The following is a 26,029-nucleotide window of genomic DNA, read 5'->3' on the forward strand; positions in this document are numbered from 1 at the left end:
CCGTCGACAACAGAACACCCATTTTTAACGTTGCTTACGTTTTGTTTAGCTACCGGAGAGCTTTGCGCCAGCCCTACGGCGCAGGTTAATCTGCACGACCACGAGCCAGCCACAGTACCCGCGAGAACATTTTCTTTAACAGCGTCGGCACCGCGTCCACCCCGCGTCGGCCGGCCTCCATCGCCACCTCAATCGCCAGGTCGGGCTTGGATGAACGATGGATGGCCTTGGTGATCACCCGCCGCATATTCATAGGGACATTATCCGGGATCTGCGCCACCCGGTGATAAACGTCATCAAATCCCTGGCGATACATAAAGTGCTCCATATCCATCGCGGGCAGGCTCGTCAAATGGTCACGCTCCAGCTCGCGATCGTTATTCAGCAGGCCGAGCACGGTGGCGGCATATTTTTTCCCCGCCTCATCGCCATCCACCAGCACGTGCCACTGGATCCCCATCCGGCGGGCAAATTTGATCAGTGGTTTAAGGCCTGACTGGGCGAACTCGATCACCTTCACGCCCTCGGCATCAAAATGATGGCCACACTGGCGGGCCAGTTCGTTGATAACCCAGGTCTCCGTCTCCCCTTCCACCAGCAGCCAACAGCGGGCGAAGAGCGATGAGGCGCGATTGAAGCGAATATGGAAGGCGATACGCCGGCTGTCTTCGGCATTCATTCCGCCGGGTCCCAGCCGCCATGCCGACACCCTCGACGACTCACGAACCAGTCGACAGACCTGCTCCACCGGCGTCAGGGACAACAGCTCCCCGGAGTTGGTGGTGGTCACGCGCTGCAGCGGCAATAAATTCAGCAGGTGCCAGGCGACAGAGAGCATAATCGGATGCAAACGCGTCTCCGGATCTTCAATCAGCAACAGCGGCCGCGCGTCGCGATCGAGGCGCACCGTCCCTTTTGCCTGCAGGAGGGTGGAAAACAGCCCCAGCAGAATCACCCGATGGCTGCGCCCGCCGGGTTTATCGATCATCCGGTTGATAATATCCAGATAGCGCCAGCTGCGCTGCTCATCATGGGAGCGCCGCCGCATCAGACGATGCCGCGTCTGGGCGCTGCTTTGCTCGGCAAAGTAATGCTCCAGCAGCTGCACCATGGCCGACAACCCCTCGCGGATCTGACCGTCCGATAAATTTTGCGGATGGCTGACCAGCTCCCGGGAGAGAAAATCGAGCTGGCGGGCGGTGATCTCTATCTGCGGCGAATGCGGTACCGTCCCGTTATGGATACGCCGCATAAAGCGCGCGTCGCGCAGGCGCAGCACCGGCATCAGACGCACCAGGTGTCTGGCCAGATCATCAATATCCTCAACCGCCAGCGCTTCGCCTTCGCCATCGATAAAGCTCCGCAGGGTCATCACGCTGTCGTCATCGGCGAGCTCGCCTTCCAGACGATAGAACACCCGATGATAACCATCGTCACAAGGTACCCAGCAGCGCTGAAGCGGACGAAAACGCCGGACCCGATGGCGCCCAGGTTCGGTTTCACGGAAGGTCAGGATAATATGCAAATGGTGCTCGCGCCCCTGGATGTCGCCCGGGGGAAACCAGAAGTCATCGCGTACAAAGTGATAAAGATCGAACTCAGGGGACAAAAGCAGGGTCAGCGCATCAAGCAGACTGGACTTCCCCCACGCGTTCTCCCCGATCAGGACGTTATTTTGCTCCAGCATCAACGACAAACGATTGATACCGCGAAAACCGACGATTTCTACGCGCTCAAGAAGCATATCCCCTCCGCTAAACCACCACTCTCCTTCAGTAATCAACAGTATAGCGAGGGCGACGGCAAGATGACACTCTGCTTAATCGCATCCGTGGCTCATATTCAGCGGATTAAATATATTCATAAAATTACTCACTTATCGCCTATTACCGGCTGTTGATTATTCATCAAACAAAATAGTTTTATTTCAGGCGTTATGATCTACACTATTGATAATCTTCCACGGATAAAGGAAAGACTACACTGGCAAACGGAATCCCTTCACCTTGCCCTAAATCAAATAATATCAATATATTTAACTGGCTCTGGGATGGCGATTATCTCTAGAATAACGCCGCTTTATTTTTATCGTCATCCCTTATCACGATAAATAAAGACCGGCACGGTCCGCTCGTGCGCGTATACAATTTAATTGAGGTGGTTATGTTCAGAAAATTAGCAGCAGAATGCTTCGGCACTTTCTGGCTTGTATTTGGTGGCTGCGGTAGCGCCGTGCTTGCCGCAGCCTTCCCTGAGCTCGGTATTGGTTTTGCCGGCGTCGCGCTGGCATTTGGCTTAACGGTATTAACCATGGCATTTGCGGTCGGCCATATTTCCGGGGGGCATTTCAACCCGGCGGTGACCCTGGGCCTGTGGGCCGGCGGCCGTTTCCCGGCGAAAGAAGTCATTGGCTATATTATCGCTCAGGTGGTCGGCGGCATTATTGCCGCGGCGGTGCTGTACGTGGTGGCCAGCGGTAAAGCCGGCTTTGATGCCGCCGCCAGCGGATTTGCCTCCAATGGCTATGGCGAACACTCCCCGGGCGGCTTCTCCATGCTGTCGGCTATCGTCATTGAAATTGTCCTGACCTGCGGCTTCCTGCTGGTTATTCATGGCGCGACCGATAAACATGCCCCGGCGGGCTTTGCCCCCATCGCTATCGGCCTGGCGCTGACCCTCATCCATTTGATCAGCATTCCGGTTACCAACACCTCGGTCAACCCGGCGCGCAGCACCGCGGTAGCGATTTTCCAGGGCGGCTGGGCTCTGCAGCAGCTGTGGCTGTTCTGGGTCATGCCGATCGTCGGCGGGATCCTCGGCGGCGTGCTGTATCGCACCCTGCTGGAAAAACGTGATTAATCCTTTGTAAAGCCCGGGTTTCCGGGCTTTTTCTTTCTGGTGGCAGCTTTACTCGGCCCGGTGATTTGGGTAGTGTCATGGGCGCTATTCTCATTATGCAAGGGCTGCATCGTTCATGTTATCGGGACTCTTCATCATTCTGTTGCCGCTGGTTGTCGGCTATCTGGTGCCACTTCGTCAACCCTCCGCGCTAAAACTGATTAACCGGATGCTCAGCTGGATTGTCTATGTCATCCTTTTCTTTATGGGGATCAGCCTGGCATTCCTCGACAATCTGGCAAGCAACCTGCTGGCCATATTGCATTACGCTGCAGTGAGCGTGGTCATCATTTTACTGTGTAATATTGCCGCCCTGTTGTGGCTGGAAAGTAAAATGCCATGGCGCAGTCAGCATCGGCAGGAGAAATTACCTTCGCGCCTGGCCATGGCCCTGGAATCGCTGCAGCTGTGCGGCGTGGTCGTGCTCGGTTTTCTGCTCGGCCTGACCGGCCTGTCTTTTTTACAGCACGCGACCGAAGCCAGCGAATATACGCTGATCTTTCTCCTGTTCCTCGTCGGTATTCAATTACGCAATAATGGAATGAGTCTGCGACAAATAGTCCTTAACCGTCGGGGAATGATCGTCGCCATGGTGGTTATGGCCAGTTCATTACTTGGCGGGATACTTAACGCCTTTATTCTCGGTCTGCCGTTAAAGACCGGTCTGGCGATGGCGAGCGGTTTCGGCTGGTATTCGCTCTCCGGTATTTTACTCACTGAATCCTTTGGCCCGGTGATCGGCAGCGCGGCGTTCTTTAACGATCTGTGTCGCGAGCTGCTGGCTATCATGTTAATTCCGGGCCTTGTTCGCCGCAGCCGCTCCACAGCGCTGGGGCTGTGCGGCGCCACTTCGATGGACTTCACCTTACCGGTACTCCAGCGTTCCGGCGGCGTCGAGATTGTTCCTGCCGCTATCGTGCACGGTTTTCTGCTTAGCCTGCTGGTCCCGATCCTGATCGCCTTTTTTACCGCCTGAATACCCGCTGGCGGCAGACTTACTGCCGCCAAATTTGCGCTAAATCAATCTCCCTTTAAGTTGTATCAGAAATGCCTTTTCACCTTGTGCCATGCGGCATAACCTTAAACATGTATATTAAATATAACTTTAAAGGTGTGACCATGTTTTGTGTGCAATGTGAACAAACCATTCGTACCCCAGCCGGCAACGGCTGCTCTTACGCGCAGGGGATGTGCGGTAAAACAGCGGAAACCTCCGATCTGCAGGATCTGCTGATTGCATCACTGCAAGGCCTGTCCGCCTGGGCGCTCAAGGCCCGCGAATATGGCATTATCGATCATGAGGTCGACAGCTTTGCCCCCCGCGCCTTCTTCTCCACCCTGACCAATGTGAACTTCGATTCTCCGCGTATCGTCGGCTACGCCCGCCAGGCGATTGCCCTGCGTGAAGCGCTGAAAGCGCAGTGCCAGAACCTCGACGCCAGCGCCGCGGTTGATAACCCGGTAGCCGATTTACACTTGGTCAGCGACGATCTGGGTGACCTGCAGCGTCAGGCGGCAGACTATGCCCCAAATAAAGATAAAGCCGCCATCGGCGAGAATATTCTCGGTCTGCGTCTGCTGTGCCTGTACGGCCTGAAAGGCGCGGCGGCCTATATGGAGCACGCCCACGTACTCGGCCAGTACGACAACGCGATTTATGCCCAGTACCATAAAATCATGGCATGGCTGGGAACCTGGCCGGCGGATATGAACGCGCTGCTGGAATGTTCGATGGAAATCGGCCAGATGAACTTCCAGGTGATGAGCATCCTTGACGCTGGTGAAACCACTAAATATGGCCACCCGACGCCGACTCAGGTGAACGTTAAAGCCACCGAAGGGAAGTGCATCCTGATCTCCGGCCATGATCTGAAAGATCTGTATAACCTGCTTGAGCAGACGGAAGGCACCGGCGTTAACGTCTATACCCACGGCGAAATGCTGCCGGCGCACGGCTATCCGGAGCTGCGTAAATTCAAACATCTGATCGGCAACTACGGCAGCGGCTGGCAAAACCAGCAAGTGGAATTCGCCCGCTTCCCGGGCCCTATCGTGATGACCTCGAACTGCATCATCGACCCCACCGTCGGCGCCTACGACGACCGCATCTGGACCCGCAGCATCGTCGGCTGGCCGGGCGTGAACCATCTGGAAGGTGAAGACTTCGCCCCGGTTATCACCCAGGCGCAGCAGATGGCGGGCTTCCCGTACAGCGAAATCCCGCATCTGATCACCGTCGGCTTTGGCCGTCAGACCCTGCTTGGCGCGGCGGATACGCTGATCGATCTGGTCAGCCGTGAAAAACTGCGCCATATCTTCCTCGTCGGCGGCTGCGACGGCGCCCGCGGGGAGCGTAACTACTTCACCGATTTCGCCACCAGCGTGCCGGATGACTGCCTGATCCTGACCCTGGCCTGCGGTAAATACCGCTTTAACAAGCTGGACTTCGGCGATATCGAAGGTCTGCCGCGTCTGGTCGACGCCGGGCAGTGCAACGATGCCTACTCGGCAATTATTCTCGCGGTTACGCTGGCGGAAAAACTGGGCTGCGGTGTTAACGACCTACCGCTGTCGCTGGTGCTCTCCTGGTTCGAACAGAAAGCGATCGTCATCCTGCTGACGCTGCTGTCGCTGGGGGTGAAAAACATCGTCACCGGCCCGACGGCGCCTGGCTTCTTCACCCCGGATCTGCTGGCGATCCTCAATGAGAAGTTTGGACTGCGTTCCGTGACCACCGTGGAACAAGATATGCAGCAGCTGCTGAGCGCTTAAGGAGTCCCTGATGACCATGCCAACCTCCCAGTGCCCGTGGCGGATGCAGGTTCACCACATTCACCAGGAAACCCCGGACGTGTGGACCCTTTCGCTGCTGTGCCACGATTACTATCCGTACCGCGCCGGCCAGTATGCCCTGGTCAGCGTGCGTCACTCGGCGGAAACGCTGCGCGCCTATACCCTTTCCTCCACGCCGGGGGTCAGCGAGTACATTACGCTGACCGTTCGCCGTATTGACGAGGGCGCGGGTTCGCAGTGGTTGACCCGCGAGGTCAAACGCGGCGATTACCTTTGGCTGTCCGATGCGATGGGCGAGTTTACCTGCGACGATAAAGCGGAAGATAAATTCCTGCTGCTGGCCGCCGGCTGCGGCGTAACGCCGATAATGTCGATGCGTCGCTGGCTGGCGAAGTATCGACCGCAGGCCGACGTGCAAGTGATCTATTGCGTGCGTTCGCCGGAGGATGTGATCTTTGCCGAGGAGTGGCGCCAGTATCCGGTCACCCTGGTGGCAGAGCACCATGCCACTCATGGCTTTGTCGCCGGCCGTCTGACCCGGGAGCTGCTGCAGAGCGTGCCGGATTTAGCCAGCCGCACCGTGATGACCTGCGGCCCGGCGCCTTATATGGAGAAGGTCGAGCAGGATGTTGCCGCCCTGGGCGTCACCCGCTTCTTTAAGGAGAAGTTCTTCACCCCGGTGGCGGAAGCCGCGACCAGTGGACTGAAATTTACCAAACTGCAGCCGGCGCGCGAGTTTTACGCGCCGGTGGGCACCACACTGCTTGATGCGCTAGAGAGCAATAAAGTGCCGGTGACCGTCGCCTGCCGCGCCGGCGTCTGCGGCTGCTGTAAAACCAAAGTGGTTTCCGGGAAGTACAGCGTCACCAGCACCATGACGTTAACCGACGCCGAAATCGCCGACGGCTATGTGCTGGCCTGCTCCTGCCATCCGCAGAGCGATCTGGTTCTCGCCTGAGGTCAAAATCCCCGGTGGCGCTACCGCTTACCGGGGCTACAGCGCTGTGCGATTGGGTAGCCCGGAGAAGGCGCAATGCGCCGACTCCGGGAAAATCCCGGGCGACAATAAACGCTCAGGCGACATGAGATAAACATTTTCTCAGACTGAAAAAGTTGCAAACCGGCAACAGTATCGACTTTACGCCCCAGGACAAATGAGGCATTTTTACCGCCAGGCCGACTGGCCGGCCAGCGAATAACGCCCTGCGCCGAGTAGCGCAATCGCCAGCGCGCCAACAAAGAAATAGACCAGGTTCTCAATGGCCCACGCCCCCACTGCATCAAGCGCAAACGTCTTGCCGAGACCGACCATCAGCCACGCCACCACCATGGTGAACGCCAGCACCAGCGCCGCCGGGCGGGTCAGGACGCCGAGAATTAACAAGCAGGGAGCGACCACTTCCCCCACCAGCACACCGTAGGCGATGAACCCCGGCAACCCCTTCGCCACCAGCATGCCGCTGATCCCGCCCACGCCGTCCAGCAGCTTGTGCAGACCGTGAAACAGCATTAACCCGCCGACAGCGAGTCGTAACAAGAGTTTACCGGCGTCGTCATGCGACAGCGTTTTATTTACTACGTTTAACATTCCCTTAACCATCTGATGTGCTTCCTGTTTTACATCCTGTGAGGTCCCAGAGTATGCACAATTTTTCAGCAATAAAACCAGCAAAAAATAAGGGACAATCAGCAACGTAACCTGCAGTTTCATCTAAGCTTGAAGGCGTTATCACAAAAAGGAGATGGAGATCATGAAACAAACCGTGGCCGCATACATTGCCAAAACGCTGGAACAGGCCGGCGTGAAACGTATCTGGGGCGTCACCGGAGATTCCCTCAATGGATTGAGCGATAGTCTGAACCGCATGGGCACCATCGACTGGATGCCCACCCGGCACGAAGAGGTGGCTGCTTTCGCCGCTGGCGCCGAGGCGCAGCTGACCGGCGAACTGGCGGTCTGCGCCGGCTCCTGCGGGCCGGGCAACCTGCATCTGATTAACGGTCTGTTTGACTGTCATCGTAACCATGTGCCGGTGCTGGCCATTGCCGCCCACATCCCCTCCAGCGAAATCGGCAGCGGCTATTTTCAGGAGACCCATCCCCAGGAGCTGTTCCGCGAATGCAGCCACTACTGCGAGCTGGTCTCCACCCCGGAACAGATTCCGCAGGTGCTGGCCATCGCCATGCGTAAAGCGGTGATTAACCGCGGCGTCTCGGTGGTGGTGCTGCCCGGCGACGTGGCGCTGAAGGCTGCCCCGGAGAGCGCCAGCAGCCACTGGTATCATGCGCCGTTGCCGACGGTCACTCCGGCGGAAGAAGAACTGCGCAAGCTGGCGCAGCTTATTCGCTACTCCAGCAATATCGCGCTCATGTGCGGCAGCGGCTGCGCCGGCGCTCATCAGGAGCTGGTGGAGTTCGCGGCCAAAATTAAAGCCCCCATCGTCCACGCCCTGCGCGGCAAAGAGCACGTGGAGTACGACAATCCGTACGATGTCGGCATGACCGGGCTGATTGGCTTCTCCTCTGGCTTCCACACCATGATGAACGCCGATACCCTGATCCTGCTGGGCACCCAGTTCCCCTATCGCGCCTTCTATCCAACCGACGCCAAAATTATTCAGATCGACATTAACCCCGGCAGCATCGGCGCCCACAGTAAGGTCGATATGGCGCTGGTGGGCGATATTAAATCGACGCTAAAAGCGCTGCTGCCGCTGCTGGAAGAGAAAACCGATCGCCACTTCCTGGATAAAGCGCTGGAGCACTATCGCGACGCGCGAAAAGGACTCGACGACCTGGCGAAGCCCAGCGATAAAGCCATTCACCCGCAGTATCTGGCGCAGCAGATCAGTCATTTTGCCGATGAAGACGCCATTTTCACCTGCGATGTCGGCACCCCCACCGTCTGGGCGGCACGCTATCTCAAAATGAACGGCAAACGCCGCCTGCTGGGCTCGTTCAACCACGGCTCAATGGCCAACGCCATGCCGCAGGCCATCGGCGCCCAGGCCACCGCTCCGGAACGGCAGGTAGTGGCCATGTGCGGCGACGGCGGCTTCAGCATGCTGATGGGCGATTTTCTGTCGCTGGCGCAGATGAAGCTGCCGGTGAAAATTGTCATCTTTAACAACAGCGTGCTGGGCTTCGTGGCGATGGAGATGAAGGCCGGGGGCTATCTCACCGACGGTACGGAGCTCCACGATACCAACTTCGCCCGCATCGCCGAGGCCTGCGGTATCAAAGGTATACGCGTTGAAAAAGCCTCCGAGGTGGATGAAGCGCTGCAGACCGCCTTCCGCACCGACGGTCCGGTGCTGGTCGACGTCGTGGTCGCCAAAGAGGAGCTGGCTATCCCGCCGCAGATTAAGCTGGAGCAGGCGAAAGGCTTTAGCCTGTATATGCTGCGGGCGATCATCAGCGGGCGCGGCGATGAGGTCATCGAACTGGCGAAAACCAACTGGCTCAGGTAAAACAGAAGCAATACGTTGAACCAGACCAAGGAAAAGCCGTGATCGATTTACGCAGTGATACCGTTACCCGTCCCGGGCGCGCCATGCTGGAGGCCATGATGGCCGCCCCGGTCGGGGACGATGTGTATGGCGACGACCCTACCGTCAATGAACTGCAGCGCTATGCCGCCGACCTCGCGGGCAAAGAGGCGGCGCTGTTTCTGCCCACTGGCACCCAGGCCAACCTCGTTGGCCTGCTCAGCCACTGTCAGCGCGGCGAAGAGTATATCGTCGGCCAGGGGGCGCACAACTATCTGTACGAAGCCGGCGGCGCGGCAGTACTCGGCAGTATTCAGCCACAGCCGATTGACGCCGCAGCCGATGGTTCGCTGCCGCTGGATAAAGTGGCGGCGAAAATCAAACCCGACGATATCCATTTTGCCCCGACTCGCCTGCTGAGCCTGGAAAACACCCACAACGGTAAGGTGCTGCCGCGCGACTATCTGCAGGAAGCCTGGGCGTTTACCCGCCAGCGCGACCTGGCGCTGCACGTCGACGGCGCGCGTATCTTTAACGCCGTAGTGGCCTACGGCTGCGAACTGCGTGATATTGCCCAATACTGCGACTCCTTCACTATCTGCCTGTCAAAGGGGCTTGGCGCCCCGGTAGGCTCGCTATTGCTGGGCAGCGAGGCATACATTCGCCGTGCCGTCCGCTGGCGGAAAATGGTTGGCGGCGGCATGCGCCAGGCGGGCATACTGGCCGCTGCCGGGCTGTACGCGCTGAAAAATAACGTACAGCGCCTGCAGGAGGATCATGACAACGCCGCGTGGATGGCGGAGCAGCTTCGCGCCATCGGCGCCGACGTCACCCGCCATGATACCAACATGCTGTTTGTGCGCGTTGGCGAAGCGCAGGCCCCGGCGCTCGGCGAGTTTATGCAGGCGCGCGGCGTGTTGATTAACGCCTCGCCTGTTGTCCGTCTGGTCACTCACCTGGATGTCAACCGTCAGCAGCTGAGCGAGGTGGTCGCTCACTGGCAGGCTTTTTTACAGCGCTAAGGAGTCAGGCGTGTCGCAATCGGTTCTGGTGCTCGGCGCCAGCGGCTATATTGGCCAGCATTTGGTGCGCGAGTTAAGCGCGCGGGGTTATCCAGTGCTGGCGGCGGCACGCCACATCGACCGACTGCAAACACTCGATTTGCCAGGCGTTACCTGCCGGTCAGTCGATCTTAATCAGCCGCAGGCTCTGCCTGCACTGCTCGCCGGCATCGATACCCTTTATTATCTGGTCCACGGCATGGGCGAAGGCGGCGATTTTATCGCCCATGAGCGCCGGGTAGCCACGCATGTGCGCGATGCCCTGCGACAGTCGTCAGTGCGCCAGGTGATATTTCTCAGTTCGCTGCAGGCCCCGGCGCAGGAACAATCTGACCATCTGCGCGCCCGCCAGGTGACCGGTGAGGTCCTGCGTGAGTCGGGCGTGCCGGTGACCGAACTGCGGGCCGGGATTATCGTCGGCGCCGGCTCTGCCGCCTTCGAGGTGATGCGCGATATGGTTTATAACCTGCCAGTGCTCACTCCCCCGCGCTGGGTACGCTCGCGTACCACCCCTGTCGCCCTGGAAAATCTGCTCTTTGACCTGGTTGAGCTGCTGAATCATCCGTCCAACGCGCATCGCGTCTTCGAAGCCGCCGGTCCGGAGGTGTTAAGCTATCAGCAGCAGTTTATCCACTTTATGGCCGTCAGCGGTAAACATCGCCCGCTCATTCCCATTCCCCTGCCGACGCGCTGGATCTCAGTGTGGTTTCTTAACGTTATCACCTCGGTGCCGCCTACCATCGCCAGGGCGCTGATTCAGGGGCTGAAGCACGATCTGATCGCCAACGACCGGGCGCTGCGAGCGCTGATCCCGCAAACGCTGATCCCCTTCGATCAGGCGGTTCGCCGCACGCTGAAAGAAGAAGAGCAGCTGGTAAACTCCAGCGACTGGGGCTACGACGCCCAGGCTTTCGCCCGCTGGCGACCGGAGTACGGCTACTTTCCGAAACAGGCTGGCTGCACCGTCACCACCCAGGCGAACCGCCAGGCCCTGTGGCAGGTCGTTAACCAAATCGGTGGTAAAGAGGGGTATTTTTTCGGCAATCTGCTGTGGAAAACCCGTGGTGCGATGGACCTGCTGGTCGGCCATCGGTTAGCCAAAGGACGGCCGCAGCGCGACTATCTGCAAACCGGCGATACGGTCGACAGCTGGAAGGTAATTATCGTGGAGGAAGAAAAACAGCTCACCCTGCTGTTCGGTATGAAAGCGCCGGGGCTGGGCCGGTTAAGCTTTACGATAAACGATAAAGGCGACCATCGCGAACTGGACGTGCGCGCCTGGTGGCACCCGCACGGTATGCCCGGACTGATCTACTGGCTGCTGATGATCCCGGCGCACCTGTTTATTTTCCGCGGTATGGCGCAACGCATCGCCCGGCTGGCCGAACAAATCTCAGGCAGAGACCAAGGATAAGCATTATTCTTTCATGATTCTCATTGCATAGTCGGGAGAATCACGGAAAATGCGCACGAAATTCTTTTCTGGGACAGTAGAGTGATATGAAGGTACTGGTTACCGGTGCGACCAGCGGATTAGGCCGCAACGCAGTGGAATATCTGCGCAATAAGGGCATCAGCGTGAGAGCCACCGGGCGCAACGAAGCGATGGGTAAGCTTCTGAGCAAAATGGGGGCAGAATTCATCCCGGCCGATTTAACCGAGCTGGTCTCTTCGCAGGCTAAAGTGATGCTCGCCGGTATCGATACCCTGTGGCACTGCTCCAGCTTTACCTCGCCCTGGGGCACCCAGCAGGCTTTCGATCTCGCTAACGTCCGCGCCACCCGCCGTCTGGGCGAATGGTCTGTGGCATGGGGGGTGCGCAATTTCGTCCATATCTCTTCGCCATCGCTCTATTTCGATTATCACCACCATCGCGATATCCAGGAAGATTTCCGCCCGCATCGCTTCGCCAACGAGTTTGCCCGCAGCAAGGCGGCCAGCGAGGAGGTGATCAACCTGCTGGCGCAGGCCAACCCGCACACCCGTTTTACCATTCTGCGTCCGCAGAGCTTGTTCGGGCCGCACGATAAAGTCTTTATTCCCCGGCTGGCGCAAATGATGCAGCATTATGGCAGCGTCCTGTTGCCGCGTGGCGGCAGCGCGCTGGTCGACATGACCTATTATGAAAACGCCGTGCATGCGATGTGGCTGGCGAGCCAGTCGGCCTGCGATCATCTTCCTTCCGCCCGCGCGTGGAATATCAGCAACGGCGAACCGCGCACCTTGCGAAGCATCGTGCAGAAACTGATCGACGAGCTGGGCATCAAGTGCCGGATCCGCTCAGTTCCCTACCCGATGCTGGATATTATTGCCCGCAGCATGGAACGTTTTGGCGATAAAACAGCCAAAGAGCCCGCCTTTACCCACTACGGCGTTTCCAAACTTAACTTTGATTTTACGCTCGACATCACCCGCGCGCAGGATGAACTGGGCTATCAGCCGGTGGTGACGCTTGACGACGGCATTGTGCGTACCGCCGCCTGGCTACGCGACCACGGCAAACTTCACCGCTAACCCTGGCCATATTTTTCTAACAGCGCCTCGGCTATCGCTTCAGTTTGCGCATCCGCTACGCCATCCCAGCGCTGCGGACGGAAGTGCATCTGGAAGGCGATAATCACCCGCTTCTTCTGCGCGGGGGTCATCTCCGGCGTCACCTGATAGCCGTAGCGCGCCAGTAAATCCAGCACCACCTCTGGGTCAACGGGATCGCTGGCCGGCCGTCCGTTCAGATAAAAGGCCACTCGCTGCTCGTCAGGCCAGGCGCCAATCCCCTGCTGCGCCAGCTGTTGCCAGGGAAACAGCGGCCCCGGATCGTCTTTACGCTGCGGCGCGATATCGGCATGGGCCACCACGTTCTGCGGCGCGATGTGGTAGCGGGTGATAATATCGCGCGCCAGCGGGATCAGGGCCGCTATCTGTTCCGGGTGGAAGGGGGTAAAGCTTTTGACGCCCGCCGTCTTCTGCCAGCCACGGTTCTCCAGCTCAATGCCGATGGACGTATCATTGATACGCGTACTGCCGCGCCAGTAGCTCACCCCGGCGTGCCAGGCTAAATCCTCTTCCGGCACCAGCTGCCAGATCCGCGGTTTATGCTGATAACGCGGCGGCTGCTCGGGGATTAAATAGTGGGAGCTGACCTCTTTATCGGTCAACGTCGCCAGAGAAACATCAAAATTGTCTGCCGTATAGTGGATCACCAGCACTTTTATTCGCGGATAGGCCGCCTGCGCCGGATGGCGAGTGTCCAGCTGGTATCCATCGCGATCGATAATTCCCTTTTCCCCGGCACAGCCGGTTAACAGCAGCGCCAGCAGGGCGACCTGCGCAATCCGTTTCATCCCCTTTCCCTCGCCCGGCAGTGGAGCCGGGTTAATAAGACCATTGATTACGTCCTTTATTTTTAGCCTGATACAACGCACTGTCCGCCCGGGCGATCAGCGTCTCCATCGGGACCGTGCCGTCGGAAGCCACCACGCCCATGCTGACGGTCACTACCGCCGCCACTGCAGAGGCTTCATGCGGCAAGGCCGCGTCGTGGATTTTCTGCTGAATGCGCTCGGCAATGACGGTGGCGTGCGCTAAGGAAACCCCCGGCAGCGACACGACAAACTCCTCGCCGCCGTAGCGGGCCACCAAATCGTCCTCAGCCCGCACCGCCATTTTAAGCACCTGCGCGACAGACGATAAGCAGTCATCGCCGGCCTGATGGCCGTAATGGTCGTTATAACGCTTAAAGTAATCGACATCGATCATGATCAGCGCTAACGGCGCTTTTTGCTCCCAGAGCTGCGCCAGAAAAGCATTCAGTGCCCGGCGATTGGCCGTTCCGGTTAAGGCATCCCGGTTAGCGATACTTTCCAGCCGCTGGATAAGCTGCATATTTTCCTGATGCGTATCCCAGGCTTCATCATACCAGCGCTGCAGAATACGCCGTCCATAAAGCAAAATCGCGGTGAAAATAGCCCATAAGGTCAAAAAACGAAATTCACCGTCATAGTGAATCTGCACCCCTGCCAGCAAGGCGGTCACCCACATTGGGAGCATAAAGGCGATAATGCCGGGCCAGTGGTGATAGAGCGCGGTGAGGCCGGTGGTCATTAAAATCACCAGCAGCGGCCAGGCGAAGGGCAAGGTCCAGAAAAAGATAAAACAGTAATTACTCAGGGACCAGCACAGGCTGAGCGCCAGCAGCAGCCCGGTGATGATATTCAGCGTATATCGCCCCTGCGCCAGCCGCGGCGTGACGGCAATAATCACTAAAATGGCCGAAATAATAATAACCGCGATCAGCGCCACTTCGATATAAGGAATAACCGCCCGGTGCGTCAGTAACTTCTTATCAAAATAGGTAAAGATAAAATTGCGGAAGAAAATCATTAACGCAAAAGCGATATTGACAAAGGCCAGCCAGGGCATACTCATGGACAGCGCATGGCGCTGAACATTATCTTTGGTGGCCCACAACGCGGCTCGCTGCTGCCGGGCCTGCTCTCGCTTATTTGTTAACATCTTATCTCCCTGGTGACCTGCATGACCATGGGTGCAGCCCCTGCTGTTCTATATGATAAACCATGTTACCGGGAATGTCTTTCAGCGTCCCGGCCCCTTCTCCTGCGTGCGCCTCAGCTAATTTTCAGCTAACCACAGTAAAAAAAGGTCTTGCGTCGCCTCAATGTTCATTCCGCAAAAAAAAGCAAGCATTATCAATGAGAACCTCGTCATCTTTTCTTTAAAAAAGCGTTAACTAATCGTCATAAAATTGCAGTATTTTGCTTGAAAAAAAAGCGGCGTTAGTACAATCTGAAATCGCTCATTGGTGAGTTAAAACAAGAGCATGATGATAGCAAAATAAACAATGGAGTCTAAAAATATGAAATATGCAGCTTTAGTGGCAGGTGCAGCATTGTTTTTAACGGCGAACGCCTTCTCCGCTGAGATTTTAACGAAAGAAGCCTTTAATAAGGTCCATACGCAATATACCAAAATCGGCACCATTTCCTCTACCGGCCAGACTGCGCCGAGCGATGCCCGTGAAGAGCTGATTAAAAAGGCCGATGAAAAAGGCGCGGACGTTATCGTGCTCTCTTCCGGTAATACCGATAAAAAACTGCACGTCTCCGCTAACATCTATAAGAAGAAGTAATTAATCTTATATCTCAAGAAACATTATCCTATTGTCCGGGTAATGTTTCTTGTTTGCCCAAAAAGTCTGTTTATTTTTAAACGGCGCCTGGTTTTTCCTGCCTGAATATCATTCGGTGATGCTCATTGTCGATTTCCTGCCCTAAGGCCGTTGTCACATCAAGGTCTTAGCTCTTTGCGTCAAGTACAATCCGCACGCTATACGCTATGCTTTAACGGAAACTGAAAACGTAGTTCGCTTATAAGGAAATCATCATGCGCTACAAACTTCTTGCTGTACTTCTCCCTTGCGCGCTGGCGCTCAGCGCCTGTACGACCGTCACCCCGGCCTATAAAGATAATGGTACCCGCAGCGGCCCCTGTGTCGAAGGCGGCCCTGACGACGTAGCGCAAAAATTCTATGACACTCAGATCCAGAACCGCACTCAGGATCCGGCGGCGCTGCGCCCCTATCTGAGCGACGGACTGGCGCAGTTACTCAATGACGCCCGCCAGGATCCGGCCAACAGCAAACTGCTGCAGGCTAACCCGTTCTCCAGCAGCAGCACCCCAGCGGACAGCGCCGTGGTCGCCAGCGCCTCCACCATCCCGAACCGTGATGCGCGCAATATTCCGCTGCGCGTCGAACTGAAACAGGGCACCCAGAGCTGGAAAGATGAAGTGCTGATGATCCAGGAAGGCCAGTGCTGGGCTGTCGATGACGTCCGCTATCTCGGCAACAACAGCCATGCGCCAGCCGGGACGCTGCGACAGAGTCTGGAGAAACGCTGATTCCGGAGTTGAAGCCACCCCGCTGAAACGATAACCCCGGTAAAATGTCGGTATTCGCCCCAGGAATGCCGACATTTGCGCCCCCCTCACCCACCAGGCCATATTTTGTGCTAACTTTAAAGCTAAACGTGGTTTAGATTTAACTTTTAACGCATAAATATTGCATAACTATTCTGCCAAAGGTAGTATTTGCGGCCTCAATAGCTATTCGTATCAGACTGCCCAGATGAGTATTAAACTAAACGGCATTAATTGCTTCTACGGCGCACACCAGGCGCTGTTCGACATCACGCTGGATTGCCCGCAGGGGGAAACGCTGGTGCTGCTCGGCCCCAGCGGTGCCGGGAAGAGCTCGCTGCTGCGCGTACTCAACCTGCTGGAGATGCCGCGGTCCGGTTCGTTATCCATCGCCGGCAACCAATTCGACTTCACCAAAGCGCCGTCCGATAAAGCGATTCGCGAGCTGCGTCAGAACGTCGGCATGGTCTTCCAGCAATACAACCTGTGGCCGCACCTGACGGTACAGCAGAACCTGATCGAAGCCCCCTGCCGCGTACTGGGGTTAAGCAAGGATCAGGCGCTGGCTCGCGCAGAGAAACTGCTGGAGCGTCTGCGTCTGAAGCCTTACAGCGATCGCTACCCGCTGCATTTATCCGGCGGCCAGCAGCAGCGTGTGGCTATCGCCCGCGCGCTGATGATGGAGCCCCAGGTCCTGCTGTTCGATGAGCCTACCGCGGCGCTTGACCCGGAAATCACGGCTCAGATCGTCAGCATCATTCGCGAGCTGGCTGAAACCGGCATCACCCAGGTTATCGTCACCCACGAAGTTGAAGTGGCGCGCAAGACGGCCAGCCGGGTGGTGTATATGGAAAATGGCCATATCGTCGAGCAAGGGGATGCCTCCTGCTTCACGCATCCGCAAACTGACGCGTTTAAAAACTATCTTTCACATTGATGTTTTTCGGGGAAATGACGATGAAAAAAGTACTGATTGCCGCCCTGCTCGCAGGCATGAGCCTCTCCGCTTCCGCCGCGCAGACCATTCGTTTCGCCACCGAAGCCTCCTACCCTCCGTTTGAGCTGGTGGACGCCAACAACCAGATCGTCGGTTTCGATGTCGATCTGGCGAACGCGCTGTGTAAAGAGATCGATGCCACTTGTACCTTTACCAACCAGGCCTTTGACAGCCTGATCCCGGGACTGAAATTCCGCCGTTTCGACGCGGTCATGGCCGGGATGGACATCACGCCGGAGCGTGAAAAGCAGGTGCTGTTCTCTACCCCGTATTATGACAACTCGGCGCTGTTCGTCGGTCAGCAGGGTAAGTTCACCAGCATTGACCAGCTGAAGGGCAAAAAAGTGGGCGTGCAGAACGGCACCACCCACCAGAAATTCATCACCGATAAACATCCGGAAATCACTACCGTTCCTTACGACAGCTACCAGAATGCGAAGCTGGATCTGCAGAATGGTCGTATTGACGCGGTCTTTGGCGATACCGCCGTGGTGACCGAATGGCTGAAGAGCAATCCGAAGCTGGCGGCCGTGGGCGATAAAGTGACCGACAAAGCCTATTTCGGCACCGGGCTGGGCATTGCCGTACGTCAGGGCAACACCGACCTGCAGCAGAAATTTAACGCTGCGCTGGAAAAAGTGAAGAAAGACGGCACTTACCAGACCATCTATAACAAATGGTTCCAGAAGTAAGACTGAATGAACGAAATTTTTCCATTAGCAAGCGCCGCCGGGATGACCGTCGGCCTTGCCGTTTGCGCGCTCGTCATCGGCCTGGTCCTGGCGATGCTCTTTGCGGTACTGGAGTCAGTGAAATGGCGCCCGGTAGCCTGGCTTGCAACCGGCATTGTGACCATCCTGCGCGGACTACCGGAAATTCTGGTGGTGCTGTTTATCTATTTCGGCTCTTCCCAGCTGCTGCTGACGCTCTCTGACGGTTTTACCATCCCGCTCGGGTTCACGCAGATCCCGGTGCAGATGCAGATTGAGAACTTTGACGTCAGTCCGTTCCTCTGCGGGGCGATCGCCCTGTCGCTGCTGTATGCCGCCTACGCCTCGCAAACGCTGCGCGGCGCGCTGAAAGCCGTTCCGCAGGGTCAGTGGGAGTCCGGCCAGGCGCTGGGGCTGTCGAAAGCGGCTATATTCTTCCGTCTGGTGATGCCGCAGATGTGGCGCCATGCTCTGCCTGGCCTCGGTAACCAGTGGCTGGTGCTGCTGAAGGACACCGCGCTGGTGAGCCTGATCAGCGTCAACGATCTGATGCTGCAGACCAAAAGCATCGCCACCCGCACTCAGGAACCCTTTAACTGGTATATCATTGCGGCGGCAATCTATCTCGTCATCACCCTGTTGAGTCAATACATCCTTAAGCGGATTGACCAGCGTGCGACGCGCTTCGAACGGAGACCAGGCTGATGCTCGACTACTTACCCGAACTGCTGAAAGGGCTTCATACCAGCCTGACGCTGACCGTGGCGTCGATTATCGTGGCGCTGATCCTGTCGCTGATTTTTACCATTATCCTGACGCTGAAGACGCCGGGGCTGGTGTGGATAGTCCGCGGCTATATCACCCTGTTTACCGGTACGCCGCTGCTGGTGCAGATCTTCCTGATTTACTACGGCCCCGGACAGTTTCCTTCGCTGCAGGATTATCCGTGGCTGTGGCATCTTATCTCTGAACCGTGGCTGTGCGCTCTGATCGCCCTGTCGCTCAATAGCGCCGCCTACACCACTCAGTTGTTTTATGGCGCCATCCGGGCGATCCCCGACGGGCAATGGCAGTCGTGCAGCGCACTGGGGATGAGTAAAAAGGATACCCTGGCGATCCTGCTGCCGTATGCCTTTAAGCGTGCGCTGTCGTCCTATTCCAACGAAGTGGTGCTGGTTTTCAAGAGTACCTCTCTGGCCTACACCATCACCCTGATGGAAGTAATGGGCCACGGCCAGCTGCTGTACGGACGCACCTACGACGTGATGGTGTTCGGCGCCGCCGGGATTATCTATCTCATCGTCAACGGACTGCTGACGCTGCTGATGCGCCTGGTGGAACGTAAAGCGCTGGCCTTCGAGCGACGTAACTAGCGCCTGAGCCTTATTGCATAAAAAGCAGACAACAAGACGGACAAGTCTAACACCTGTCCGTCTTTTTTTATGGCATTAAAAATATTTAATCATATTTATTGCATATAAATTCATTTAATGGCATTGTCACTCTATGCCGCAGACACGGCGAATAATCATAAGATTGACAGACGGGAGTTCCACGATGAAAAAGTTAGTTCTGGCTGCACTGCTCACCACGTTCACCTTCGGCGCTGCCGCCGCAGAGAAAATCAGCTTCGGCGTGTCCGCAACCTATCCGCCGTTTGAATCGATGGATGCCAATAATCAGATTGTTGGTTTCGATCTCGACCTGGCCAAAGCGCTGTGCAAACAAATGCAGGCAGAATGTACCTTTACCAACCACGCTTTTGACAGCCTGATCCCGGCACTGAAGTTCAAGAAATATGATGCGGTGATTTCCGGAATGGATATTACGCCGGAACGCAGCAAGCAGGTCGCCTTCACCGACCCGTACTACGCCAACTCGGCGCTGGTGATCGCCAAAAAAGACGCGTTCCATTCCTTCGATGACCTGAAAGGCAAACGGATCGGCATGGAAAACGGCACCACCCACCAGAAATATCTGCAGGATAAACATCCTGAGGTGAAGACCGTCGCCTATGACAGCTACCAGAATGCGATTATCGATCTGAAAAATGGCCGTATCGACGGCGTGTTCGGCGATACCGCAGTGGTCAACGAGTGGCTGAAAACCAACCCGCAGTTGGGCGCAGCCACGCCGAAAGTGACGGATCCGCAATACTTCGGTACCGGACTCGGCATTGCCGTGCGCCCGGATAACAAGGCGCTGCTGGAGAAACTGAACGCCGCGCTGAAAGCGATTAAGGCCGACGGTACCTACCAGAAAATCAGCAATCAGTGGTTCCCGGAGTAACTTTTTTGCCGGGTGGCACTGCGCTTACCCGGCCTACTCTTTCCCCGTAGCCGGGTAAGGCGTATCCGCCATCCGGCAATGTCTTAAAGTGGCACGAAGAACCTGAACCGCGCCCCGCTTACCGACTCCACCAGTCTGATACCGCCCCCGTGCAACTCCAGCATTCGTTTCACAATCAGTAGCCCTAACCCGCCGCGATCCTCCCGCGATGCCTGGGTAGACAACGCCGACGGCCGCTGGAACAGATCGTCGCGCAGCGCGGCATCGACGCCCGTTCCGTTGTCGGCCACTTCCACCTGGAGCTGTTGATCCTCCTGCCAGACCGCCAGACGGATCTCCCCGCCGACGGGTGTATGCCGCATCGCGTTATCGAGCAGGTTGGTCACCACCCTCTCAATCATCGACACATCGGCGTTAATCAGCGGCAGCGGTCCCGGCACATCAATACGCAGGTTCACCTCGCGCGTGCGGGCAGTTAATTCAAACTTCTGCGCGACATCGGAGATCAGCTCCCCCATCGCAAAACGCTCGCGCTGCGGCTTAATGCTCCCGTGCTCCAGTCGCGCCAGCTCAAACAGCTGCTGCGAGAGATGGCGCACTTTGTTGCCCTGACGCAGGGCGATGGTGAGATATTGCCTGCGCTCCTCGGCGGTCAGCCGTTCATCCTTCAGCGTCAGCGTTTCCAGATACCCCAGCAGCGAGGTGAGCGGCGTACGCAAATCATGGGAGATATTGGCCACAAATTCGCGGCGCTGGCGGTCGCTGTCGGCCAGCCGATCCCACTGGCCGGCTATCTGCTGCGCAAGGTCAATAAAGCGATTCTCGAGCACCGCCACCTCGTTACCAGGCAGGGGCTCCGGCGTGCGGGCCGCCAGAGTTTTGATGGCGCTGATGCTGTCCTGGCCGCTCGCCGCGACCTGGGCGGTGAGCTGGCGGACCGGCCGGGTGACCCAGAACCATGCCAGCCCCCCTGTCAGAAGGCCAAACAGGGCCACCAGCAGCAGCGTCCACAGAACAATGCTCCACAGCGTTTTTTGCCAGGCGTCGGCCGCCAGCTGATTAAAGGTCTCTCCCTGCAAAATGATATACAGGTAGCCGCGCAGCTGCCCGTCGACGCGCAGCGGAGCGGCGCTGAAGACTTTTCGTCCGTCGAGACTACGTGGATCGTCGCCATACACCGGCGACGCACTGCCGGTGAGAAAAGCCTGCACTGGCGCCATATCGATACGCTGGCGCTGGATATGTCCCGGCGGCGCCGCATCGGCCAGCAGGTCGCCATCCGGCGACAGCAGATAGAGCTCCACGCTGGGGTTAAAGGTCATCAGGCGGTCGAACAACGACTTCAGGGTTTGCCGGTTGACCCCGCCGTGGGCGTCCAGCAGCGGCTCGCGGGCGACAATCTGCTGAGCCAGCCCGGCGGAGAGGCGCTGCACCATGGCGTTGCCATACTGCGCGCTGCTGTGTAACTGAACGGCGCATACCGCCGCCGCGCACAGCATCAGCAGGGAGACCACCACCAGCGCCAACCGCTGGCTGAGGCTCAGGCGGCGGATCACGGGGCGACCTCTTGCGACATCGGGGCGAATTTATAGCCTTTACCCCAGACGGTAAGAATAATGTCCGGCTCCGCCGGGTCACGTTCGATTTTGCTGCGCAGGCGGTTGATATGGGTATTAACCGTGTGCTCATAGCCCTCGTGCTGATATCCCCAGACCTGCTCCAGCAGCGCCAGCCGCGAAAACACCTCACCGGGATGGCGGGCGAAGTAATAGAGCAGATCGAATTCGCGCGGCGTCAGGTCCACCACCTCGCCGCGCAGCTTCACTTCGCGCGACAGCGGATCGATGCTCAGGCCATGGCAGGACAGGCGCCCGGCGTCCATCATCAGGTTCTGCCCCATCGCCTCCTGGCGACGAAACAGCGCTTTGACGCGGGCGATAAGCTCCAGCAGTGAAAAGGGCTTCGCCAGATAATCATCGGCGCCCATCTCCAGGCCCAGCACGCGGTGCATTTCGCTGGTGCGAGCGCTGATGATAATTACTGGCAGGTAACGGGTCATCTGACGGATACGCCGGCAGATCTCCAGGCCATCGACGCCAGGCAGCATCAAATCAAGGATCACCGCATCCCAGACCTGCTTTTCCAGCTGGACAAGGGCCTGGTCGCCGTCGGCTTCATGCACAATCTGATAGCCCTCATCCTGAAGATTGAGCCGCAGCAGCGTGGCAATATCCTCGTCATCTTCCACCAGCAGAATGGTTTTGGCCATTAGATTCCCCCCACCAATAACAAAACATGCAGCGCCAAGCTTACCTGATTTCAGCGGCGCAAAGCCTTCACATTTTGTTTAAACTTCGCGGACCAGCAGGGTCAGCACTTCGTAGTGCGCGGTGTGAGGGAACATATCAAACAGCTGGACCCGCTCGACGCGATAGCCGCGAAGACGGGCAATATCGGTCGCCATGGTGCGAGCGTTACAGCTGGAATAGATGATATAGGGCGGCGCCATGCGGCTTAAATAGTCGCACAGTTCGGCGCCAATGCCGCGACGCGGCGGGTTGACCAACACCAGCTGCGGGATATCGTCTTCATGAGTGGCGAACTGTGTCGAGTCCAGCGCCTGAAAATGCAGATTGCTGAGCCCCAGCTGCGCGGCTGACTGTCTGGCGCAGGCGATCGCTTCCGGGGCAATCTCGATACCGGTCAGGCGCATCGCCGGCGTCGCGCAGTGCAGGCCAAATCCCCCGACGCCGCAAAACAGATCCCACATATGCTGGACCGGCAGCGCGCGCACCCAGTCGCGGGCGGTGGCATACAGCCGACTGGCTACCGCCGGGTTGGTCTGAAAGAAACTTTGCGGGCGGATCCACAGCGGCACCTCGTTAAAGACCTCCCCCAGCGCCTGCTGTTCGGTGAAGAAGATCTCCTGCTCGCCTTCCATGATTGCCATATGCACCGGCTGGATATTCGCCGTGATCACCTTGAGCTGCGGGAGCTGCGCCTGCAGCCACGGCAGCGCAGCGCGCAGCTGGGCCACCTTGGCCTCTGAGCGCAGCACGAAGCGCAGCATCATCTCCCCCTGCTGGCTGGCGGTTAGCAGCAGATATTTCAGCTCCCCGCGCTTGCGCGCGACGTTATAGGGGGTTAACCCGGCGCGGGCGATAAAGGGCTTCAGGACGGCAAACACCGGCGCAAACTCGGCGGGATAGAGCGGGCAGTCGGTGAGATCCACCGGGGTGCCATCGCGATGCAGCATCCCCAGCAGCGGACGCTCAACGCTGCCGCTGACCACCATCTTGGCCTTGTTACGAAAGGCCGTCTCTGGCCCGCTGACCGGCTCGCCCCAGGCAGCGACCGGGATCGCCGCCAGCAGTGTGCGCAGATCGGCCATTTTATCGGCGAGCTGTTGCGGGACCGGCCGCTCCAGCCATTGACAGGAGCGGCAGCGGCCGGCGTCGTAGAGTGCGCAATGCATAATTGACCTTCAAAAATCCAGGGGCGGGGATTGTATCACCGTTATTGCAGGCGGAAAAACCGACGGCAGTTCGCCGGCACAAACAGCAGCGTCAGAACCAGCAGATCCGGCAGTTTTTGCATCACCAGCGAGTGGAAGATCTCCCGTTTGGATTCGCCGGGAATGCTGAACAGTTCCGGATACCCATAGCCCAGCGACGCCGCCCACAGGTAGCCGGCGGCGATAATCTGCGTCAGCAGATAGACCCAGCGCGCCCAGTTGCGCCCTTTCACCAGCGAGAAGGCACACCAGATTTCGACAAATACCAGCGCCAGGCTGCCGAGGAAGACCAGCGTCAGGTTCCAGGTCTGGACGCTGCGGTGAATGAATTCGTTCAGCCCCTGCAGACCCAACAGATTGAGGATCATCAGCAGGTCCAGAGCGCGAATCAAAATAATAGCAAAGGCCGCCACCTGCACCAGCGCAGGGACGTTAAGGCGGGCATGCGATGAGCGAGTTTTCGTAAACAATCCCAACGTAATGTCTTCCATGAAAACGGCGCCACAGGGTGGCGCCGACCGGAGGCTGCTGTACCGATTTTAGGTGGTTCAGCCTTGTCTTGCACGCTGGATATCGCGCACTCGCTGCTTTTCTGCGCGGGCCATCAAATACCAGGCGATAAAACCAACAATACCGACCACGCCAAGGATGAGCGTCGCCAGGGCGTTAATCTCCGGGTTGACCCCCATGCGCACGCTGGAGAAGACCAGCATCGGTAACGTCGTAGCCCCGGGACCGGAGACAAAGCTGGCGATCACCAGGTCATCCAGCGACAGCGTGAACGCCAGCAGCCAGCCGGAGATCACCGCTGGCATAATCATCGGCAGCGTGATGACGAAAAAGACCTTCAGCGGCGCGGCGCCCAGATCCATCGCCGCCTCTTCAATCGAGTGGTCCAGCTCACGCAGCCGCGAGGAGATCACCACCGCCACGTAGGCGGTACAGAAGGTGACGTGCGCCAGCCAGATGGTCAACATCCCGCGATCCGACGGCCAGCCAATGGCATGTCCCAGCGCCACGAACAGCAGCAGCAGCGAGAGACCGGTGATCACGTCCGGCATAACCAGCGGCGCGGTGATCATAAATGCGAAGCCATTAGACCCGCGAAAGCGTCCAAAACGCACCATCACCACCGCGGCGATGGTACCGAGGATCGCCGCCGCCGTCGCCGCGCAGGCGGCGATGGTCAGGCTCAACCCTACCGCGCTCATCATCGCATCATCGTGGAACAGTTCGCTATACCAGCGCGTCGACCACCCGGCCCAGACCGTTACCAGCTTCGAGCTGTTGAACGAGTAGATCACCAGCATCAGCATCGGGGCATAGAGGAAGGTGAACCCAAGCACGAGGATCAGAATGCGCCACGGCGAGCGTACTACCGGCAAGTCGTTCATCCCTGCTCTCCCATCTGTTTTTGCTGGTGCTTGTGGAACCACATGATCGGCACGATCAGCAGCAGCAGCATGACAATCGCCACCGCCGAGGCGACCGGCCAGTCGCGGTTGTTAAAGAACTCCTGCCACAGCACGCGGCCAATCATAATGCTGTCCGGCCCGCCCAGCAGTTCCGGGATCACGAACTCCCCCACCGCCGGGATAAACACCAGCATGGAGCCGGCAATAATGCCGCCTTTGGTGAGCGGGACGATCACCTGGAAGAAGGTCTTCAGCGGCCGGGCACCGAGATCCAGCGAGGCCTCCACCAGCGAATAGTCGATGCGGGTCAGCGCGGTGTAGATCGGCAGCACCATAAACGGCAGATAGGCATACACAATACCGATATACACCGCCAGGTTGGTGTGCAGGATCTCCAGCGGCTGATCGATAACCCCTAACCACAGCAGGAAGTTATTCAACACCCCGTTGCTTTTCAGCAGCCCCATCCAGGCATAGACGCGGATTAAGAATGACGTCCACGACGGCAGGATCACCAGCAGCAGCAGAATATTGCGCGTCGACGGCTTGCTGTGCGCCACCGCCCAGGCCAGCGGATAGCCCAGCAGCAGGCAGCAGATCGTCGATATGCCCGCCACCTGCAGCGACTGGAGATAAGCTTCGAAATAGAGCGGATCGTCAGTCAACTGCAGGAAGTTGGCAAAGTTGAGGGTCAGCGTCAGCTGGCCATCCGCCCACTCCATCAGCTCGGTGTAGGGAGGGATCGCCCGCGCCATCTCGGCAAGACTTATCTTGAACACGATCAGGAACGGCAGCATGAACAACAGGATCAGCCACAGATAGGGCAGCGCAATCACCAGCTTGCGGCCATGCGCCATCTGCAGGCGCGCCGCCCACAGCCCGAAGCCGCCCGGTTTTTTCGCCCCTGACGGGGATTCAACGGTACTCATC

Annotated in this window: 25 protein-coding genes; 15 read left to right on the plus strand and 10 right to left on the minus strand. The window is 57.9% G+C overall.

The features are described 5' to 3' along the window. Positions 1-85: 85 nt before the first annotated feature. Positions 86-1,744: an ATP-dependent endonuclease gene (locus AC3EMD_RS17990; RefSeq protein ID WP_008805837.1), complete on the minus strand. Its 1,659-nt coding sequence runs from the start codon at positions 1,742-1,744 to the stop codon at positions 86-88. A gap of 419 nt (positions 1,745-2,163) precedes the next feature. On the opposite strand from AC3EMD_RS17990, the gene aqpZ reads away from it, so the two are divergent. The 4 genes from aqpZ (at position 2,164) to hcr (ending at position 6,649) form a co-directional block, all read left to right on the plus strand. Then, a complete protein-coding gene (aqpZ, locus tag AC3EMD_RS17995; protein ID WP_002896434.1) occupies positions 2,164-2,859 on the plus strand; it encodes an aquaporin Z in 696 nt (231 codons plus the stop codon). Between the two features lie 115 nt (positions 2,860-2,974). Then, positions 2,975-3,874: a LysO family transporter gene (locus tag AC3EMD_RS18000; RefSeq protein ID WP_008805835.1), complete on the plus strand. Its 900-nt coding sequence runs from the start codon at positions 2,975-2,977 to the stop codon at positions 3,872-3,874. 143 nt (positions 3,875-4,017) lie between these two features. After that, on the plus strand, positions 4,018-5,670 hold the full coding sequence (gene hcp, locus AC3EMD_RS18005) for a hydroxylamine reductase (protein ID WP_012968625.1): 1,653 nt from the start codon (positions 4,018-4,020) through the stop codon (positions 5,668-5,670). A 10-nt stretch (positions 5,671-5,680) separates the two neighbouring features. Continuing rightward, positions 5,681-6,649: an NADH oxidoreductase gene (gene hcr / locus AC3EMD_RS18010; protein ID WP_049162167.1), complete on the plus strand. Its 969-nt coding sequence runs from the start codon at positions 5,681-5,683 to the stop codon at positions 6,647-6,649. Between the two features lie 207 nt (positions 6,650-6,856). Here the strand turns inward: hcr and AC3EMD_RS18015 are convergent, their stop codons facing one another. Next, a complete protein-coding gene (locus tag AC3EMD_RS18015; protein ID WP_008805832.1) occupies positions 6,857-7,291 on the minus strand; it encodes a DoxX family protein in 435 nt (144 codons plus the stop codon). 151 nt (positions 7,292-7,442) lie between these two features. Between AC3EMD_RS18015 and poxB the strand changes: the two genes are divergently transcribed. The 4 genes from poxB to AC3EMD_RS18035 all read left to right on the plus strand — a co-directional run bounded on the left by poxB (position 7,443) and on the right by AC3EMD_RS18035 (position 12,754). Next, positions 7,443-9,161, plus strand: a complete 1,719-nt coding sequence (poxB, locus tag AC3EMD_RS18020) for a ubiquinone-dependent pyruvate dehydrogenase (protein WP_008805831.1) — start codon at positions 7,443-7,445, stop codon at positions 9,159-9,161. A gap of 38 nt (positions 9,162-9,199) precedes the next feature. Next, positions 9,200-10,201, plus strand: coding sequence for a low-specificity L-threonine aldolase (gene ltaE, locus AC3EMD_RS18025; protein ID WP_117143255.1), 1,002 nt, complete (start codon positions 9,200-9,202; stop codon positions 10,199-10,201). A gap of 10 nt (positions 10,202-10,211) precedes the next feature. Next, positions 10,212-11,654 (plus strand): SDR family oxidoreductase, encoded by a 1,443-nt coding sequence (locus AC3EMD_RS18030; RefSeq protein ID WP_302073630.1) that lies wholly within the window; start codon positions 10,212-10,214, stop codon positions 11,652-11,654. A gap of 86 nt (positions 11,655-11,740) precedes the next feature. Beyond that, positions 11,741-12,754, plus strand: coding sequence for an NAD-dependent epimerase/dehydratase family protein (locus AC3EMD_RS18035; RefSeq protein WP_008805828.1), 1,014 nt, complete (start codon positions 11,741-11,743; stop codon positions 12,752-12,754). Here AC3EMD_RS18035 and AC3EMD_RS18040 read toward each other — a convergent pair. Both AC3EMD_RS18040 and AC3EMD_RS18045 read right to left on the minus strand, forming a co-directional pair. After that, positions 12,751-13,581 (minus strand): N-acetylmuramoyl-L-alanine amidase, encoded by an 831-nt coding sequence (locus AC3EMD_RS18040; RefSeq protein ID WP_008805827.1) that lies wholly within the window; start codon positions 13,579-13,581, stop codon positions 12,751-12,753. The two genes, AC3EMD_RS18035 and AC3EMD_RS18040, sit on opposite strands and share 4 nt — an antisense overlap. 31 nt (positions 13,582-13,612) lie before the next feature. Next, a complete protein-coding gene (locus AC3EMD_RS18045; RefSeq protein ID WP_016160551.1) occupies positions 13,613-14,752 on the minus strand; it encodes a GGDEF domain-containing protein in 1,140 nt (379 codons plus the stop codon). Positions 14,753-15,113: 361 nt separating this feature from the next. On the opposite strand from AC3EMD_RS18045, the gene yahO reads away from it, so the two are divergent. From yahO to artJ, 7 genes are all read left to right on the plus strand, one after another. After that, a complete protein-coding gene (gene yahO, locus AC3EMD_RS18050; protein ID WP_008805825.1) occupies positions 15,114-15,386 on the plus strand; it encodes a DUF1471 family periplasmic protein YahO in 273 nt (90 codons plus the stop codon). Positions 15,387-15,640: 254 nt separating this feature from the next. Further along, positions 15,641-16,156: a lipoprotein gene (locus AC3EMD_RS18055; RefSeq protein WP_012968629.1), complete on the plus strand. Its 516-nt coding sequence runs from the start codon at positions 15,641-15,643 to the stop codon at positions 16,154-16,156. Positions 16,157-16,382: 226 nt separating this feature from the next. Then, entirely contained in the window at positions 16,383-17,111 is a 729-nt protein-coding gene (artP, locus tag AC3EMD_RS18060) for an arginine ABC transporter ATP-binding protein ArtP (RefSeq protein ID WP_012968630.1), read from the plus strand. Between the two features lie 20 nt (positions 17,112-17,131). After that, positions 17,132-17,863, plus strand: a complete 732-nt coding sequence (gene artI / locus AC3EMD_RS18065) for an arginine ABC transporter substrate-binding protein ArtI (RefSeq protein WP_002896390.1) — start codon at positions 17,132-17,134, stop codon at positions 17,861-17,863. A gap of 6 nt (positions 17,864-17,869) precedes the next feature. Beyond that, positions 17,870-18,586 carry an arginine ABC transporter permease ArtQ gene (gene artQ / locus AC3EMD_RS18070; protein ID WP_002896386.1) on the plus strand — a complete coding sequence of 239 codons (717 nt, stop codon included), beginning with the start codon at positions 17,870-17,872 and terminating at the stop codon, positions 18,584-18,586. After that, positions 18,586-19,254 (plus strand): arginine ABC transporter permease ArtM, encoded by a 669-nt coding sequence (gene artM / locus AC3EMD_RS18075; RefSeq protein ID WP_008805822.1) that lies wholly within the window; start codon positions 18,586-18,588, stop codon positions 19,252-19,254. The genes artQ and artM overlap by 1 nt, the downstream gene beginning before the upstream one ends. A gap of 184 nt (positions 19,255-19,438) precedes the next feature. Then, positions 19,439-20,170, plus strand: coding sequence for an arginine ABC transporter substrate-binding protein ArtJ (gene artJ, locus AC3EMD_RS18080; protein WP_008805821.1), 732 nt, complete (start codon positions 19,439-19,441; stop codon positions 20,168-20,170). 83 nt (positions 20,171-20,253) lie between these two features. Here artJ and AC3EMD_RS18085 read toward each other — a convergent pair whose 3' ends face one another. From AC3EMD_RS18085 to potH, 6 genes are all read right to left on the minus strand, one after another. After that, positions 20,254-21,726, minus strand: a complete 1,473-nt coding sequence (locus AC3EMD_RS18085) for a sensor histidine kinase (RefSeq protein ID WP_012542344.1) — start codon at positions 21,724-21,726, stop codon at positions 20,254-20,256. Next, complete coding sequence (locus AC3EMD_RS18090; RefSeq protein WP_302073631.1) at positions 21,723-22,439, minus strand: response regulator transcription factor; 717 nt, start codon at positions 22,437-22,439, stop codon at positions 21,723-21,725. The genes AC3EMD_RS18085 and AC3EMD_RS18090 overlap by 4 nt, the downstream gene beginning before the upstream one ends. Before the next feature lie 78 nt (positions 22,440-22,517). Beyond that, a complete protein-coding gene (rlmC, locus tag AC3EMD_RS18095) occupies positions 22,518-23,645 on the minus strand; it encodes a 23S rRNA (uracil(747)-C(5))-methyltransferase RlmC (RefSeq protein ID WP_032735126.1) in 1,128 nt (375 codons plus the stop codon). Between the two features lie 41 nt (positions 23,646-23,686). Further along, positions 23,687-24,175: a YbjO family protein gene (locus AC3EMD_RS18100; RefSeq protein ID WP_008805817.1), complete on the minus strand. Its 489-nt coding sequence runs from the start codon at positions 24,173-24,175 to the stop codon at positions 23,687-23,689. A 57-nt stretch (positions 24,176-24,232) separates the two neighbouring features. Further along, complete coding sequence (gene potI / locus AC3EMD_RS18105; RefSeq protein ID WP_002896372.1) at positions 24,233-25,078, minus strand: putrescine ABC transporter permease PotI; 846 nt, start codon at positions 25,076-25,078, stop codon at positions 24,233-24,235. After that, positions 25,075-26,028 carry a putrescine ABC transporter permease PotH gene (gene potH / locus AC3EMD_RS18110; protein WP_008805816.1) on the minus strand — a complete coding sequence of 318 codons (954 nt, stop codon included), beginning with the start codon at positions 26,026-26,028 and terminating at the stop codon, positions 25,075-25,077. The genes potI and potH overlap by 4 nt, the downstream gene beginning before the upstream one ends. Between the last annotated feature and the right edge of the window lies 1 nt (position 26,029).

The organism is Klebsiella sp. PK18 (assembly GCF_057784655.1).